Below are 15201 nucleotides of genomic sequence, written 5' to 3' on the forward strand. Positions count from 1 at the left end.
CGCCCGCCGCCAAGCGGATCGCTGTTTCGCCGTCCACTTCCTACTGGATCACGTCGCGGCGTGCGGTAGCAGTGGCGGTCGGGTCCTCGGGTTCTCTGGATGGCCGTTTCAACATCACCGGGTACGACAGCACGGGGTCTCACAGGTCCAACGGGTTCACCCTCACGTGGGGGTCTGCGCCCACGGTGGGGACGGAGATCATCGACCAGCAGATCACTACGCCTGACTGGGTGGTGTCCCTGGAATTGAACTGGTACACGGGTGGCAACAACGGGGACAAGGTAGTGTGGGACCGCATTGGCATTCTCACGGCACCTGGGTACTTCGACGGCGGCTACTCCCCGGACCCCGACCTGACCGCCTCGTGGACTGGCCCAGCGAATGCCTCCGCGTCGATCCTGACGGGCGTGCCGGTGGCGGGGGCCACGCTTCAGAGCACGGCTGTCGCATACCGTTCGCTGTCAACGCCGGGCGGGATGACGATGCGCACGAGTCGAGAGAACTACTCCCGCGTCCAATACTCCATCCCAGGGAGCGGCAGCCGGACGACGCTGCTCACCCTCTCGTCACCCGCACCGAGACTCGTGTACATGGAGACGGGCGGGCAGGTGACGCCTGTTCCCCTTCCCGGAGGCGGGACAGAGGTCCCGGTCTGGGTGGGTGCCGTCTGGACGAACGGATACTTCTACGTCGGGAATCGGCCGGATGTGCCGACCGCTGACCGCGATATCCCTGTCACCGTGCGCAAGCCGGGCGTCTTCGCGGGCGACTACACCGGCCCGGCGTTCTCGGGCGCCGACCCTGCTTCCGGCGGGTACAGGTACTACTGGCAGGATGCCCCGAACGCGTCCCCTTCGGTGCGGTTCCAGGTGCTGGCACCGCTCCCGGACATGGCACCGGTTCCGCGGATCCTGGTCGATGTCGTGCCTTCACAGTTCCCGCCTGGTGCGGTGACGGTGGGGCTGACGCGGACGGCAGAGGGTCGCACGTTCGATGTGCGGGGCGGGCAGCGTCTCCCGGCGGGGTCTCCCGCGGTCGTGACGGACTCTGAAGCGCCGTTCGGTTTGGAGTCGACGTACACGGTTGTGGGGTATGACGCTGACGGGAACGTGGTCGGGTCGCTTCCGGCCGGGTCGGTGACGCTCGACTGCGATCTGACGGTGGTTCAGCAGCCGTTGGATGCCCGCCTGTCGGCGGTCGTTCGACGGCAGGACGGAACTGCGGCAGAGCTGGTGCGGTCCACGCCGGGCGAGGTGATGTACCCGCAGGGGAAGGTCGTGCCGGGGCTTGTCGGCCTCGGGCCGCGGCGGGGTCTTGCAGGCGTTCCGCTGGATCTGACCTGTGACGCCGATCAGGTCGAGGCGCTACAGGCGTCGCTGGGCACCTACGAGGTTCCGCAGTTGCCGGTGTGGTTGGTGCGGACGCCGCCTGACGACACGGGCGGGACGCGGCTTCCGGCGGTGTTCTTCTGCCATGTCCCCGAGCTGGTCGAGGTGGACGCGTGGCGTCACACGGGCACGGGCTGGTCCCGATTCCGCGCGACCGTCACGGAGGTCAGCCCGCCGGCACCGGGCATCACGGCAACGGTGCTCACGCACTCGGATGTCAAGGCGCTCTTCACCACCCATTCGGAGGTGAAGGCACAGTACGCGACGCACTCGGATCTGAAACGGGACACGTCGCTGATCGGAGCTGCGGATGCGTGAAGTGTCGGAGCAGGCGCGAAGGGTTCTCGCGTCGGGGGTCTATGACATCACGTGGACAGCGGATCTGCTGTATGACGGCACGCCGCGCGCTCAGAACCTTCCCCTTCTCGACCCGCGGTTTTCGTGGGATGGCGGGGCGAAGGTTCAGGGCCGCGGGTCGTGCGGCATCCTCTGGTCCGATGTGTTCGGGCAGAGCATCGTGCCCCGGGAGATCGGGGACCTGTTCTCGCCGTTCGGCGCCGAGCTTCAGGCCGACGTGATCCTGGCTGCGGGCCGCTTCTCCGAGCGGATCCCGATGGGCCGGTTCGTGCTGGACCGCGTGCCCTCGGGAGTCGAGTACGCAGTGACGCATCCGCGCGGCGGGGTGCCGGTCGTGGTGGAGTCGCAGGTGCAGCTCGACTTGTGGGATTCGTTCATGCGGGTGGCTCGAGACGGCTTCCCGTTCCCCACGTCCCCGAAGTCGACATCGATGTGGGACGAAGCACAACGCCTGACGGGCCTGCCGGTGTACAGGTCGCTCGCTGATCGCACGTTGCCGCAGAACCTGACCTACGAGCAGGACCGGCTGGACGCGCTGGAAGCGATCTTCGCCACATCGAACGCGTGGCCGGCGCTGACGCCGCAGGGCGCGCTGACGGCAATGCCGAAGGACTGGCCATCCGCGTCTGGGCGGATCGAGGGGTTGCTGGACGCGCCGCTCGAGATGCGCAGCGAGAACGTGTACAACCGTGTCGTGGTCGAGGGCAAGAACCCTGACCCGCAGGGTGCGCCGCTGATCGCCGTACGTGAACTGACAGACGGACTGCTGCGTGTCCGCAACCCCGATGGGTCGCGGTCGCCGTTCGGTGGCAACACGTACCGATACTCGAGCGACTTCCTGACGACGCAGGCGCAGTGCGATGCGTACGCCGATGAGCAGCTTCCTCGCGTGTCCCGGATCAGGGCGGTGACCAGGACCGTGACGGAGCCGTTCAATCCGCTCCGGGAAGTCGGCGACGTGTACACGCTGGTGGACCCGTCCCGGCAGGGCGAAGAGTCAACGGTGCGTGTGCGACGCGTCGAGCATGCGGGCGCCACGACGGCGCTCGAGGTGGAGGTGGCGCCGTGATCGAGGAAGCCGTCAACATCCTGGACGCGATTCCGAGCGACGTCGCCGTGCGGCAGGCGCGATTCGCGGAGGTCCGGGCGGGTGTCGCGTACGTCGACATGGGCGATTCGCGGTTCGTCGCAGAGTTCGGCGCTGGGTTCGTCCCGCGAGTGGGGGAGACGGTGCAGATCCTGTCGGTGGGCAGGCGGCACCTGATGTTCCCGGCGCGGGCGCTCCCGGGCACCGGAACGGTGATGACCGTGAGCAGCGGCCTGGCGAAAGTGCAGACGGCTGTGGGTGAGGTGTCGATGCCTTACATCGGCACCGCGCCAGTATCTGGTGATCTTGTCGGCATCTCGTGGAGCGAGCAGCCGTTTGTGATCGGGAAGCTGTCGGTGCAGCCCGACGCGCCGGAGCCGATTCCTGACCCGGGCGGCGGCGCGGTGCGCTCCGCGACGTTCATGGCGACTGACACCGGGTCGACAGACCGGGGCCAGTCGCGATGGTGGCAGGCGCAGCCGTGGGCGTCGAACACGACCTATGGTGCGTGGTTCTACGGCACGCAGATTCGCGACACGATCACGGCGGGCGCGTCGCTGGTGTCGCTCGAGTTCTACGTGTCGTGGGTGCAGCGGCAGGGCGGCGATCCGCGGTTCGCGCTGCACAACCTGGCGTCGAAGTCAGGCGTCCCGGCCATGGGCACATATACGCCGTGGGCGCCGGGTTCCGGGTGGCAGACGCCGCCGATGGCGCAGGCGTGGTTTGATGCGCTCAAGGCCGGCGGGTCGGCTCTGGGCGTCGGGCTGAACCAGGGCGGATACAACAAATTCTCGAGCCGAGCGCAGAACGCGATGAGCGGCGCGCTCCGCATCTCTTGGAGGGTATGACATGGGCAACACGAAGGATGCGTACGGCAAGCCGGTCTTCGATGACGTGTACGGGTTCCCGCAGGACGCGCAGGACAATGCGGACTTCGCTGACGAGTTCGCGAATGTGCGGCGGGGAACGTCGGTGGAGCGGCAGGCGCTCGCCTCTGGCAAACGGCGCGATGGGATGCTATTTGTCGAGTCCGACACGGGAATGGTGTACGTGAGTCGAGCCGGTGGCGCGTGGCAGCGTGTGGCCGGGCCGTTGCGTTTCGGCGGCGGTCGAGTATCGGTAGCCACCGACGCGAACGGCATCGTCTCGGTAACACATGGCATGGGTGCGGCGCCGTCCGCGGTAACCGCTGTCGTCGCGATGGATTCGCCCGTGATTGGGAACGTGCTGAAGGCTGAAGTCGGGAACATCACAAGTACGGCGTTCGAGGTGCGCATCCGACGCGGTGACACAGGATGGGCGCCGTTCGCTGGAAACCCGGTCGTCTTCTACTGGACGGCAATCGCATGACGCGCTACCACAACGGCTACGTCCCGCGCAATGCACTCATCTGCATTGCGACGGGGACAAACAGCGTCGGCTACTGGGAGCACCTCCTCAGCCCGTCGCAGAAGTACAAGCACGACGCGCTCGTCGCTCGCGCCAAGGCCCGCACCAAGGGGCGCATCCTGCGCATCACCACCGGCTACTGCGCTTATCGCCCGTACGCGGCGCAGGTGCAGGCCAAGCGGAAGTACGGCCCGGACGCCGCCGCCCCCGGCTACTCGAGCCACGGCGGCACGTACAACGGGCGTGACGCGATGGCGATGGACTACGGCAACTGGCCCTCCGTCTACAACGGCTTCGGCGGCCAGACGGCGTTCTACGAGGACTGCCGCGCCGTCGGCCTGACCCCCGGCGTGATCGCACGCGAGACGTGGCACGTCATCGACTACGACCCGTGGGCGGCTGTGCCTTCGGGAGGACAAGGAACATCTGCCCAACCATCCGAGGAGGATGACATGTACGACGACGGCAAGCACCGTGAAGTGCTGACCGCAGCCCGGCCCGTGAAGCTCTACAAGATGGGGTCCGGAATTATCGCGGTCGGAGATGAGGGCGGCTTCTGGGTGATCCCCAGTGAGGCGTACCTGAACCTGCTCATCGCGTGGGAGATCGCCGGGCCGAACCTGGTGAACCGTCCGATCGATCAGAACGAACTCACAGCGATGCGTGGGATCCTCGGGGCCACGTCCAACTCGGCAACGGCTGCGCGAGTTGAGGCCGTGCTGAACCTCACGCCTGAAGATGCCGAACGGCTCGCCGCGGCGGTAGGTCGTCAGCCTGTCGTGCTCTCCGAAGAGACGCTGGGCGAGATTGCTCGGGCGGCGGCGGAGGGTGCGCGCGAGGGTGGGGCGGATGGTGCGGCAGCGGCGATCAGCAGCCTGTCGTTCGTCACCACGATCGCCGCCTGATGCCGCCGGGTCTTCAGGAGTTCTTTGAAGCTCTGTCGGCGTGGGCGCTGCTGCTGTGGATCGGGTTCGGTCTCGGCGTGCTCGCCCTGGTGTGCTCGTGGTTCTCGAAGAACTGGAAGAACCTGAAGCGGCTGTTTGCCCTGGTGGATGCGCTCATTGGCCTGCCGGAGTTCATGGAGCGCATCAGGCACCAGGTGGAGAACGACCACGACACGAACCTGCGTGACGAGGTGACCCAGATTCTCGACCTGGCGAACGACACGGCGTCGAAGGTCGCGGAGCTGGCCGACCGGCAGGAGCGGCACGAGAGGAAGTCGGTGGCGACGTTGCAGCGTCTCGGCGCCATCGAAGATCACATCAAGGAGAACAGATGAGCAATGCAGTCATCCCCGCGGGCGTGAAGCTCGCAGCCAAGCGCGGCTTCCTGCGCACGGCCACGCAGTCGCTGAGCGCTGCGATCCCGACCGCGGCAATCACCGTCGTGCTGACGGCCGATTGGGCGCTGGCGGTCGGCCTGGGCGCCCTCGGTGCCGTTTCCACGGCCGTGCTGGCCGGAGCGGCGTCCGCGCTGTCGATCATCTCGAAGGGCATCCCCGAAGAGTACGTGAACGCCGGCATCGATCAGCAGTTCGCTGCGCACGCGGGCTGACGGGTGGCAGTACCTGACATCACGGCGCTGACGCTGGCCGAGTTGCGCGAGCTGCTGAAGCAGGTCACGTACCGTGTCGCGCAGGTGGAGCTGGAACAGCAGGAGGACGACGCTCAACGGCGCGCCATCATCCAGGGCGTGATCGAACCGCTCACGACGCTGCTCGGCCCCGTGGATGCTCAGCCCGGCACGGGCAGCATCCGCGCCGCGCGCGCGTTCGACGCCGCGGACATCGCCGCAGGCAAGCCCCGCGGTACGACGATGGCCGCGAACGCGGCGCTGGCGCTCTCGCTGCTGTACGAGGGCATGGAAGTTCTCGCCGCGAACGCGCTGAACCTCTCTGTCGTCGTCGCGAACCAGGAGCAGTAACCACAGGATCCGCCCCGCCTCTTCGGAGGCGGGGCGGTTTCGTCGTTGCCGTCGTGCGCACCAGGACGACGCGTCGCGCCCGCCGGCCAACACGACGCGTCGCATGCGGCCGCGGGCGACGGATGCCGGCGGAACGCGACACATCCCGGGCTGGTGGGAATCGAATAGATGTTCTACAGTCTTAACCCATGGGAGTGCGGATCATCGAACAGGTGGCGACGGTCTGGATGGCTGACGAGATGCCATCCCGGATGGTCTACGCGGGGCAGCGGTGGCGGGTCACGGATCGGCCGACGCGGCTGAGGGAGTCGATCTGGGAGGCGGCGCAGCACGGGCATCGAGGTGGCCTGTACGGGTGGCGGTTCCAAGCCGAGAATGCGGCGGGGGAGTCGTATGTGTTCGACGTGTTCCGGCAGGCGGACGGCTGGCACGTGCACCGCAGTTACGACTGATGGCCGGGCAGTGGCATCCGATCTTCCTCACCCGCGAGGTGCGGCCGGGCCTGTGGGAGATGAAGCACTCGCACGAGATCGAGTCGTTCGGGCGCATTGAGCTGCGCAGGGTCGGCGAGCAGGTGCGGTACAAAGTCACCCATGGTGACGTACTGATCGGGTGGGCGACGTCGCTCGAGGTGGCGCGCGTCGCGCTCCTCAAGGCCGAGCGCACAGCCCGGGAGCGCGTGTACGCGGGACCGCCGAACGGGCGCTACTAGATCACTGCCGGCGCTGGTCGATGTCCGGGCCGTCGAACTCAGGCGGCGGCTCGACGTCCTGGGCCTGCTGGACGTGGCCGCAATGCGGGCACTCCCATCCGCCCGGGATGTCTCGCATCAGAATGCCGTCATCGTGGCATCGGGGCCGCGCACCCCAATCGAGATCGTCATCCATCAGGACAGCGTATGTCGGCGGCTGGCGGCAGGGTAGAGGCCATGACGCCATCCGATCTGCTTGAGTTCGAGCGCGCGCACCCGCGCCACGACGGCACCAAAGAAGAGACCATCCGCGCCCACCTCGGGGTCACGCCGGCCCGCTACTACGTGCTGTTGGGTCGCGCCGCGCGGTCGTTGGATGGGATGGCCGCTGACCCCATCACGGCCCGTCGAGTCCGGGACCGCCGGTCGCGTCTGCGGGGATAGGGTGCCAGATAAGGTGCCATCCGGGCCGGCGGCGGGATGCCGGGGAAGAGAGAACGCCGCCCGATCCCTTGGGGGAGTAAGCGGCGTTCGCGGAGGGGATGACGGGAATCGAACCCGCGTCATTAGTTTGGAAGACTAAGGCTTTACCATTAAGCTACATCCCCGCTCGGCGGCCCGCTGAGCGGTGCGCCTCGTAAAGCATAGCGGACGTCGAGCATGCTCTCGTCCGTTAGACTCGTCAAGGCCGTTCCCGTGCGCGCGGGTTCAAGCCGGGGCGTAGCTCAGCTTGGTAGAGCGCCCGCTTTGGGAGCGGGAGGTCGCAGGTTCAAATCCTGTCGCCCCGACCACGGCTACAGACTTCATGCCCGCGCCATCCCGCGCGGAAACCACAAGGAGAACACACCAGTATGGCCAACAGCACCGTCGAGAAGCTGTCCCCGACCCGGGTCAAGCTCACCATCACGGTCACCCCTGAGGACCTCAAGCCGAGCATCGAGCACGCCTACGAGCACATCGCCCAGGACGTGCAGATCCCCGGCTTCCGCAAGGGCAAGGTCCCGGCGCCGATCATCGACCAGCGCATCGGCCGCGGTGCGGTCATCGAGCACGCCGTCAACGAGGGCCTCGACAAGTTCTTCCGCGAGGCCGCCAGCGAGCACAACGTGCGCATCGTCGGCCGCCCGTCCGCCGACATCACCCAGTGGCCGAACGAGAAGGACTTCTCCGGCGACCTGCTGGTCGACGTCGAGGTCGACGTGCGTCCCGAGATCGAGATCCCGGCCTACGACGACATCACCCTCACAGTCGACGCCGTCGAGACCGACGACGCCGCCATCGATGCCGAGCTCGACGGCCTGCGCGCCCGCTTCGGCACGCTGATCCCCGTCGACCGTCCGGCCGCCAAGGGCGACTTCGTCGAGCTGGACCTGGTCGCCACCATCGACGAGAACGAGATCGACCGCGCCGACGGCGTGTCGTACGAGGTCGGCTCCGGCGAGCTGCTCGAGGGCATCGACGAGGCGATCGACTCGCTGACCGCCGGTGAGCAGACCACCTTCCGCTCCAAGCTCGTCGGCGGCGACCACGCCGGCGAGGAGGCCGAGGTCTCCGTGACCGTCAAGGCCGTCAAGGAGCGCGAGCTTCCCGAGGCCGACGACGACTTCGCTCAGATGGCATCCGAGTTCGACACCATCGCCGAGCTGCGCGACAGCCTCGCCGAGCGCGTCGGCCAGCAGGGTGTCTTCACGCAGGGCGCCGCCGCTCGCGACCAGCTCATCGAGGCTCTGCTCGAGAAGGTCGAGATCCCGGTTCCCGCGCAGCTCATCGAGGACGAGGTGCACAACCACCTCGAGAACGAGAACCGTCTCGAGGACGACGTGCACCGCGCCGAGGTCGCCGAGGCCAGCGAGAAGCAGTTCCGCACGCAGGTGCTGCTGGACACGATCGCCGAGGGCGCGAACGTGCAGGTCTCGCAGGAGGAGCTGAGCCAGTACATCGTCCAGTCCGCCGCGCAGTACGGCATGGCTCCGCAGGAGTTCGTCGAGGCTCTTCAGGGCGCGGGCCAGCTTCCCGCCCTCGTCGGCGAGATCGCGCGCAACAAGGCGCTCGCCTCGGTGCTCGGCAAGGTCAAGGTCGTCGACAGCAACGGCAAGCCGGTCGACCTGTCCGAGTTCATCGGTGACGTCGAAGAGGCCGAGGCCGAGGAGGCCCCCGCCGAGGAGAAGCCCGCCAAGAAGCCGGCCGCCAAGAAGGCTCCTGCGAAGAAGGCCGCCGACAAGGCCGACGACGCCGAGAAGAAGCCGGCTGCCAAGAAGGCTCCGGCCAAGAAGGCCGCCGCGAAGAAGGACGAGGCCGAGAAGGCCGAGTGATCGCGGATCGGCTCTGAAGGCCGATCAGATCTGAGAGAAGGCGGATGCTGAGGCATCCGCCTTCTCCGTATCCGGGAGGAACCATGACCGCAGTGAGCGACGACTGGCAGAGCCGGGTGGATGCCGTATGGCAGGACGCCGACCTCACCGACGACGCGCGGATCGACGCGATCGACGCCCTGGCTCAGGAGTTGGGCCCCGATCACCCGGTCGCGCTGTTCGAGCGCGCCGGCGCCCGGGACAGCGCCGGCCGGGAGCTGGAGGCCGAGCCGCTCTACCGGGCCGCGCTCGAGGCCGGCCTCGATCCGGTGCGACGCACCAGGACCGTGATCCAGCTCGCAAGCACGATCCGCAACCTCGGCAAGGTCGACGAGGCGCTCGCGATGCTCCGGGCGGAATACGACGCGACCCGCGGTGGCGCAATGGCCGACGAGGCCGCGGCGTTCTACGCACTGGCGCTGACCTCGTCGGGCGACCCCGTGCGCGCGGCATCCGTCGCGCTGACCGCGCTCGCGCCGCACCTGAGCCGGTACACGCGCTCGGTCACCGGATACGCCGCGGAGCTGTTGGACCCGCGCGGCGAGTGACACGCTCTGTGCTCAGGGCGAACACGGCCGGGCGCCTGCGTTGTCGCCGGTAGATTCGAATCACCGAAACACGGAAACAGGAGCTGACATGGCTGAACCCCTGATGGCGACGAGCGTCTTCGACAGACTGCTGAAGGATCGCATCATCTGGCTGGGCTCTGAGGTGCGCGATGAGAACGCGAACGAGATCTGCGCGAAGATCCTCCTTCTCGCCGCCGAGGATCCCGAGAAGGACATCTACCTCTACATCAACTCGCCCGGCGGCTCGATCACCGCGGGCATGGCCATCTACGACACCATGCAGTTCGTGCCGAACGACATCGTCACGGTCGGCATCGGCATGGCGGCGTCGATGGGCCAGCTGCTGCTGACAAGCGGCACCAAGGGCAAGCGCTACATCACGCCGAACGCGCGCGTGCTGCTGCACCAGCCGCACGGCGGCTTCGGAGGCACGGCCAGCGACATCCAGACGCAGGCGCAGCTGATCCTCTCGATGAAGCAGCGTCTCGCCGAGATCACCGCGGGTCAGACCGGCAAGACCGTCGAGCAGATCAACGAGGACGGTGACCGCGACCGCTGGTTCACCGCCGACGAGGCACTCGAGTACGGATTCGTCGACCACATCCGCGAGCACGCCAGTGACGTGCACGGCGGTGGCGGAACCGGCGCGGACAAGTAAGGCAGGACGACACACATGTACACCCCCACCTTCCGCGCCGCGGGCAACCTCCCCTCCAGCCGCTACGTGCTGCCCCAGTTCGAGGAGCGCACCGCCTACGGCTTCAAGCGCCAGGACCCGTACAACAAGCTGTTCGAGGACCGCGTGATCTTCCTCGGCGTGCAGGTCGACGACGCGTCGGCCGACGATGTGATGGCCCAGCTGCTGGTCCTGGAGAGCCAGGACTCCGAGCGGGACATCACGATGTACATCAACTCGCCCGGCGGCTCCTTCACGGCCATGACGGCGATCTACGACACCATGCAGTACGTGGCGCCGCAGATCCAGACCGTCGTGCTGGGCCAGGCGGCATCCGCGGCATCCGTGCTGCTGGCCGCCGGCGCTCCCGGCAAGCGCCTCGCTCTGCCCAACGCCCGCGTGCTGATGCACCAGCCGGCTATGGGCGAGGCGGGTCAGGGTCAGGCCTCCGACATCGAGATCCAGGCGGCGGAGATCCTCCGCATGCGCACCTGGCTCGAGGAGACCATGGCCAAGCACACCGGCCAGGACGTCGCCAAGGTGAACCGCGACATCGATCGTGACAACATCCTCTCGGCCGAGCAGGCCAAGGAGTACGGCATCGTCGATCAGGTGCTCACCTCGCGCAAGCGCGGCTGAGCGCGTCATCGCCGAAGGGCGGTCCGGCATCATGCCGGGCCGCCCTTCCGCGTGTTCCCACGGATGCGCAGCCGCGCAGAGCATCCGTGCTCATCTGAGCAGATCGATGCGCGTACGTCGGTCAGCTCCTAAGCTGGGATGCGGAAGGAGGATGCCGTGGACGACGAACTGCTCATGGTGCGAGTCGCCGAGCTCTCGTACGACGAGAACAAGACGCAGGACGAGATCGGCGCCCTCCTGGGGATCTCGCGCTGGAAGGTCGGGCGGCTGCTGGTGCAGGCCCGCGAGCGGGGGATTGTGCGCATCGAGATCGTGCATCCGCGTGCCCGCAGGCTCGGCGCCGAGCGCGCCCTCGTCGAGCGGTTCGGGCTGAAGGATGCAGTGGTCGTGCCCGCGCCCGACGATCAGGGTGCCGTCCTCGAGCGCGTCGCCCGTGCCGCCGCCGACATGCTCACCGCGCTCCGGCCCGTTCCCCGTACCCTCGCCGTCAGCTGGGGCCGCACGCTCACGGCGATCGCCGACGCCCTGCCCGAGGGATGGACGCGCGGAGTCACCGTCGTCCAGGCGAACGGCGGCGTGAGCCTGAACCGGCGCTCGGGAGGCGCGGCATCCGTCGCCGTCACCATCGCCCAGCGCGGCGCCGGACAGGCGGTGCTGCTGCCCAGCCCCGCGATCCTGGAGCGCGTCGAGACCAAGCAGGCGATCGAGGCCGACCGCACCGTCGCGGCGATCCTCGACCAGGCCGCGCATGCCAATACGTTCCTGTTCACTGCGGGCCCGTGCGACCCGGCATCCGCTCACGTCGAGAACGGGTACCTGTCGGCCGACGACATCGCCGAGCTCGCCCGTCGCGGCGCGGTGGGCGATCTGCTCGGCCGCTACATCGACGCGGACGGCAACATCGTCGACCCGCAGCTCGATGCCCGCACCGTCGGCGTCGGCCTCGACCAGGTGCGCAGCGCACCCCGATCCATCTTCGTCACAGCAGGCGCCGCCAAGCACGACATCGCGCGTACAGTCGTCAGCAACGGCCTCTGCAGCGTCCTGGTGACCGACGAATCCACTGCCCTTGCACTCTTGGAGGAGATATGACGACCACAGAGCTCGCCCGCCGCACGGCGGTCGACGTACTGGGCGGTGAGCCCGACGACGCCACCCTGCGCCGGTTCCTGCACGGACTGCCCGGCGTGGACGCCGTTGGCCTGGAGCAGCGCGCTGCCGGCCTCGGCACCCGCTCGATCAAGACGACCTCGAAGGCCTGGGCGCTGGACAAGATCATCTCGCTGATCGACCTCACCACCCTCGAGGGCGCCGACACCGCGGGCAAGGTGCGCTCGCTGGTCGCGAAGGCGAAGACCCCGGATGCCTCCGATCCGACGACCCCGCGCGTCGCCGCCGTCTGCGTGTACGGCGACATGGTCGGTCACGCCGTCGAGGCGCTCGGATCCCTGCACGGCGACCCCGACGAGGGGCGCATCTCCGTCGCGGCCGTCGCGACCGCGTTCCCCTCGGGACGCGCCTCCATCGAGGTCAAGCTGGCCGACACGGCGGAAGCCGTGGCCGCGGGCGCCGACGAGATCGACATGGTGATCGATCGCGGCGCCTTCCTGGAGGGACGCTACGGGCTCGTGTTCGACCAGATCGCCCGCGTGAAGGAAGCATGCCGCCGCGAGGACGGCAGCTACGCCTCGCTCAAGGTCATCATGGAGACCGGCGAGCTGAACACCTACGACAACATCAAGCGCGCGTCGTGGCTGTCGATCCTCGCCGGAGGCGACTTCATCAAGACGTCCACCGGCAAGGTGCAGCCCGCCGCGACCCTGCCGACCACACTGCTCATGCTCGAGACCGTGCGCGACTGGCACCGGGCGACGGGGGAGAAGATCGGCGTGAAGCCCGCCGGCGGCATCCGCTCGTCGAAGGACGCGATCAAGTACCTCGTCACCGTCGCCGAGACCGCGGGCGAGCAGTGGCTGCAGCCGCACCTGTTCCGCTTCGGCGCGTCGAGCCTGCTCAACGACGTGCTGCTGCAGCGTCAGAAGATCACCACCGGTCACTACTCCGGTGCCGACTACGTCACCATCGACTGAGGAGCCTCATATGTCATTCCTGGAATACGCTCCCGCTCCGGAATCCAAGGCGATCCTGAAGCTCAAGGACAGCTACGGGCTGTTCATCGACGGCGAGTTCGTCGACGGCTCGGGCCCGTCCTTCCACACCATCTCGCCCGCCGACGAGAGCCGCATCGCCGAGATCGCGTCGGCATCCGAGGAGGATGTCGATCGCGCCGTCGCCGCCGCCCGCCGTGCGTACGACAGGGTGTGGTCGAAGATGAGCGGCCGCGACCGCGGCAAGTACCTGTTCCGCATCGCGCGCCTCGTTCAGGAGCGCGCCCGCGAGCTGGCGGTCGCGGAGAGCCTGGACAACGGCAAGCCGATCAAGGAGAGCCGTGACGTCGACGTGCCCCTGGTCGCCGCGTGGTTCTTCTACTACGCGGGCTGGGCGGACAAGCTCGACTACGCCGGCCTGGGGGCCGACCCGAAGGCGCTGGGCGTCGCCGGTCAGATCATCCCGTGGAACTTCCCGCTGCTCATGCTGGCGTGGAAGCTCGCCCCGGCCCTCGCGGCGGGCAACACGGTGGTGCTGAAGCCCGCAGAGACCACGCCGCTGACCGCGCTGATCTTCGCCGAGATCCTGCAGCAGGCCGACCTGCCCGCGGGCGTCGTGAACATCATCACGGGTGCGGGTGCTCCCGGCGCCACGCTCGTGCGCCACCCCGACGTGGACAAGGTCGCGTTCACGGGTTCGACCGGCGTCGGCCGCGACATCGCGAGGGCGATCGCCGGCACCGACAAGCGCGTCACGCTCGAACTGGGCGGCAAGGCCGCCAACATCGTGTTCGACGACGCGCCCATCGACCAGGCCGTCGAGGGCATCGTCAACGGCATCTTCTTCAACCAGGGTCACGTGTGCTGCGCCGGCAGCCGTCTGCTGGTGCAGGAGTCGATCCACGACGAGGTCGTCGACCGGCTGAAGCACCGCCTGTCGACCCTGCGCCTGGGAGATCCGCTCGACAAGAACACCGACATCGGCGCCATCAACTCGGCCGCCCAGCTGGCCCGCATCCGCGAGCTCAGCGACATCGGCGAGGCGGAGGGCGCGGAGCGCTGGACCGCGGACTGCGCCATTCCGGAGAAGGGGTTCTGGTTCGCCCCCACGATCTTCACCGGCGTCGAGGCGTCCAGCCGCATCGCCCGCGACGAGATCTTCGGGCCGGTCCTGTCGGTGCTCACCTTCCGCACGCCCGCCGAGGCGATCGCCAAGGCCAACAACACGCCCTACGGCCTGTCGGCCGGCATCTGGAGCGACAAGGGATCACGCATCCTCGCGGTCGCCGACCGGCTGCGCGCCGGCGTGGTGTGGGCGAACACCTTCAACCGCTTCGATCCGTCGAGCCCGTTCGGCGGCTACAAGGAATCCGGCTACGGCCGCGAGGGCGGCCGTCACGGCCTGACCGCGTACCTGAAGTCCGCAGGGCCCGCAGAGACCCGCGCGATCGCCGCCGGCGCAACGAAGAAGGGAGCAACGGCATGAGCAAGCGACTGACCGTACCGAAGACCTACAAGCTCGCGATCGGCGGGGCGTTCCCGCGCAGCGAGTCGGGCCGCACTTACGAGGTGGTCTCCGCGAAGGGCGCCTTCCTCGCCAACGCCGCCAAGGCCTCGCGCAAGGACGCCAGGGATGCCGTGGTCGCCGCGCGCGGCGCGGTGAAGGGCTGGTCGGGTGCCACCGCTTACAACCGCGGGCAGGTGATGTACCGGGTCGCCGAGATCCTGGAGGGTCGCCGAGCCCAGTTCGTCGACGAGATCGTGAACCAGGAGGGGATCTCCGCGGCTGCGGCGGGTGCCCAGGTGGATGCCGCTGTGGACCTGTGGGTCTGGTACGCCGGCTGGTGCGACAAGTATGCGCAGGTGGGCGGCAACGCCAACCCGGTCGCGGGTCCGTACTTCAACATCTCGGTGCCCGAGCCCACCGGCGTGGTCGCGATCGTCGCCCCGCAGGACTCCGCGCTGCTCGGGCTGGTGTCGGTCATCGCGCCGGCGCTGGTCACCGGCAACACGGTGATCGCGA

The 15201-nt window shown here is 68.1% G+C and carries 20 protein-coding genes and 2 tRNA genes; 20 read left to right on the forward strand and 2 right to left on the reverse strand.

Translation table 11 applies throughout. The annotated features are described in order from the left end of the window. The 10 genes from BGN97_RS03700 to BGN97_RS03745 all read left to right on the forward strand — a co-directional run. Positions 1-1706, forward strand: a 1706-nt coding sequence (locus tag BGN97_RS03700; protein WP_292698145.1) for a hypothetical protein, incomplete at its 5' end; no start/stop codon positions are given. After that, complete coding sequence (locus BGN97_RS03705; RefSeq protein ID WP_292698146.1) at positions 1699-2814, forward strand: hypothetical protein; 1116 nt, start codon at positions 1699-1701, stop codon at positions 2812-2814. The genes BGN97_RS03700 and BGN97_RS03705, both read left to right, overlap by 8 nt. Continuing rightward, positions 2811-3680: a hypothetical protein gene (locus BGN97_RS03710; RefSeq protein WP_292698148.1), complete on the forward strand. Its 870-nt coding sequence runs from the start codon at positions 2811-2813 to the stop codon at positions 3678-3680. The genes BGN97_RS03705 and BGN97_RS03710 overlap by 4 nt, the downstream gene beginning before the upstream one ends. A gap of 1 nt (position 3681) precedes the next feature. Further along, positions 3682-4182, forward strand: a complete 501-nt coding sequence (locus BGN97_RS03715; protein ID WP_292698150.1) for a hypothetical protein — start codon at positions 3682-3684, stop codon at positions 4180-4182. Continuing rightward, positions 4179-5126, forward strand: a complete 948-nt coding sequence (locus tag BGN97_RS03720) for a hypothetical protein (protein ID WP_292698152.1) — start codon at positions 4179-4181, stop codon at positions 5124-5126. The genes BGN97_RS03715 and BGN97_RS03720 overlap by 4 nt, the downstream gene beginning before the upstream one ends. A 77-nt stretch (positions 5127-5203) precedes the next feature. Continuing rightward, complete coding sequence (locus tag BGN97_RS03725) at positions 5204-5500, forward strand: hypothetical protein (protein ID WP_292698154.1); 297 nt, start codon at positions 5204-5206, stop codon at positions 5498-5500. Continuing rightward, positions 5497-5775 carry a hypothetical protein gene (locus BGN97_RS03730; RefSeq protein WP_292698156.1) on the forward strand — a complete coding sequence of 93 codons (279 nt, stop codon included), beginning with the start codon at positions 5497-5499 and terminating at the stop codon, positions 5773-5775. Before BGN97_RS03725 ends, BGN97_RS03730 begins: the two co-directional genes overlap by 4 nt. Before the next feature lie 3 nt (positions 5776-5778). Continuing rightward, positions 5779-6144 (forward strand): hypothetical protein, encoded by a 366-nt coding sequence (locus BGN97_RS03735; RefSeq protein WP_292698158.1) that lies wholly within the window; start codon positions 5779-5781, stop codon positions 6142-6144. 188 nt (positions 6145-6332) lie between these two features. Beyond that, positions 6333-6596, forward strand: a complete 264-nt coding sequence (locus BGN97_RS03740; protein WP_292698160.1) for a hypothetical protein — start codon at positions 6333-6335, stop codon at positions 6594-6596. Then, entirely contained in the window at positions 6596-6856 is a 261-nt protein-coding gene (locus BGN97_RS03745) for a hypothetical protein (protein WP_292698161.1), read from the forward strand. The genes BGN97_RS03740 and BGN97_RS03745 overlap by 1 nt, the downstream gene beginning before the upstream one ends. Before the next feature lies 1 nt (position 6857). On the opposite strand, the gene BGN97_RS03750 is transcribed toward BGN97_RS03745, so the two are convergent. Further along, the gene (locus tag BGN97_RS03750) at positions 6858-7031 is read right to left on the reverse strand and encodes a hypothetical protein (RefSeq protein ID WP_292698163.1); all 174 of its coding nucleotides are present in this window, start codon (positions 7029-7031) and stop codon (positions 6858-6860) included. Between the two features lie 41 nt (positions 7032-7072). On the opposite strand from BGN97_RS03750, the gene BGN97_RS03755 reads away from it, so the two are divergent. Next, positions 7073-7279 (forward strand): DUF3263 domain-containing protein, encoded by a 207-nt coding sequence (locus tag BGN97_RS03755; protein ID WP_292698165.1) that lies wholly within the window; start codon positions 7073-7075, stop codon positions 7277-7279. A 93-nt stretch (positions 7280-7372) separates the two neighbouring features. Here the strand turns inward: BGN97_RS03755 and BGN97_RS03760 are convergent. Then, positions 7373-7443: transfer RNA gene (locus BGN97_RS03760), tRNA-Gly, on the reverse strand. Between the two features lie 106 nt (positions 7444-7549). On the opposite strand from BGN97_RS03760, the gene BGN97_RS03765 reads away from it, so the two are divergent. The 9 genes from BGN97_RS03765 to BGN97_RS03805 form a co-directional block, all read left to right on the forward strand. Beyond that, positions 7550-7626: transfer RNA gene (locus BGN97_RS03765), tRNA-Pro, on the forward strand. A gap of 60 nt (positions 7627-7686) precedes the next feature. Further along, positions 7687-9147, forward strand: a complete 1461-nt coding sequence (tig, locus tag BGN97_RS03770) for a trigger factor (protein WP_292698167.1) — start codon at positions 7687-7689, stop codon at positions 9145-9147. An 83-nt stretch (positions 9148-9230) separates the two neighbouring features. Beyond that, complete coding sequence (locus BGN97_RS03775) at positions 9231-9734, forward strand: tetratricopeptide repeat protein (RefSeq protein ID WP_292698169.1); 504 nt, start codon at positions 9231-9233, stop codon at positions 9732-9734. 40 nt (positions 9735-9774) lie between these two features. Next, positions 9775-10413, forward strand: a complete 639-nt coding sequence (locus BGN97_RS03780; protein WP_285630226.1) for an ATP-dependent Clp protease proteolytic subunit — start codon at positions 9775-9777, stop codon at positions 10411-10413. Positions 10414-10428: 15 nt separating this feature from the next. After that, positions 10429-11070 (forward strand): ATP-dependent Clp protease proteolytic subunit, encoded by a 642-nt coding sequence (locus BGN97_RS03785; protein WP_292698172.1) that lies wholly within the window; start codon positions 10429-10431, stop codon positions 11068-11070. Positions 11071-11226: 156 nt separating this feature from the next. Further along, positions 11227-12162 (forward strand): sugar-binding transcriptional regulator, encoded by a 936-nt coding sequence (locus tag BGN97_RS03790; RefSeq protein ID WP_292698174.1) that lies wholly within the window; start codon positions 11227-11229, stop codon positions 12160-12162. Then, positions 12159-13160, forward strand: a complete 1002-nt coding sequence (deoC, locus tag BGN97_RS03795; RefSeq protein ID WP_292698176.1) for a deoxyribose-phosphate aldolase — start codon at positions 12159-12161, stop codon at positions 13158-13160. Before BGN97_RS03790 ends, deoC begins: the two co-directional genes overlap by 4 nt. 10 nt (positions 13161-13170) lie before the next feature. Next, positions 13171-14664: an aldehyde dehydrogenase family protein gene (locus BGN97_RS03800; RefSeq protein WP_292698178.1), complete on the forward strand. Its 1494-nt coding sequence runs from the start codon at positions 13171-13173 to the stop codon at positions 14662-14664. After that, on the forward strand, positions 14661-15201 hold a 541-nt coding region (locus BGN97_RS03805; protein ID WP_292698180.1), incomplete at its 3' end, for an aldehyde dehydrogenase family protein. The genes BGN97_RS03800 and BGN97_RS03805, both read left to right, overlap by 4 nt.

It is taken from the genome of Microbacterium sp. 69-10 (assembly GCF_001897945.1).
In the GTDB taxonomy this organism is placed as follows: domain Bacteria; phylum Actinomycetota; class Actinomycetes; order Actinomycetales; family Microbacteriaceae; genus Microbacterium.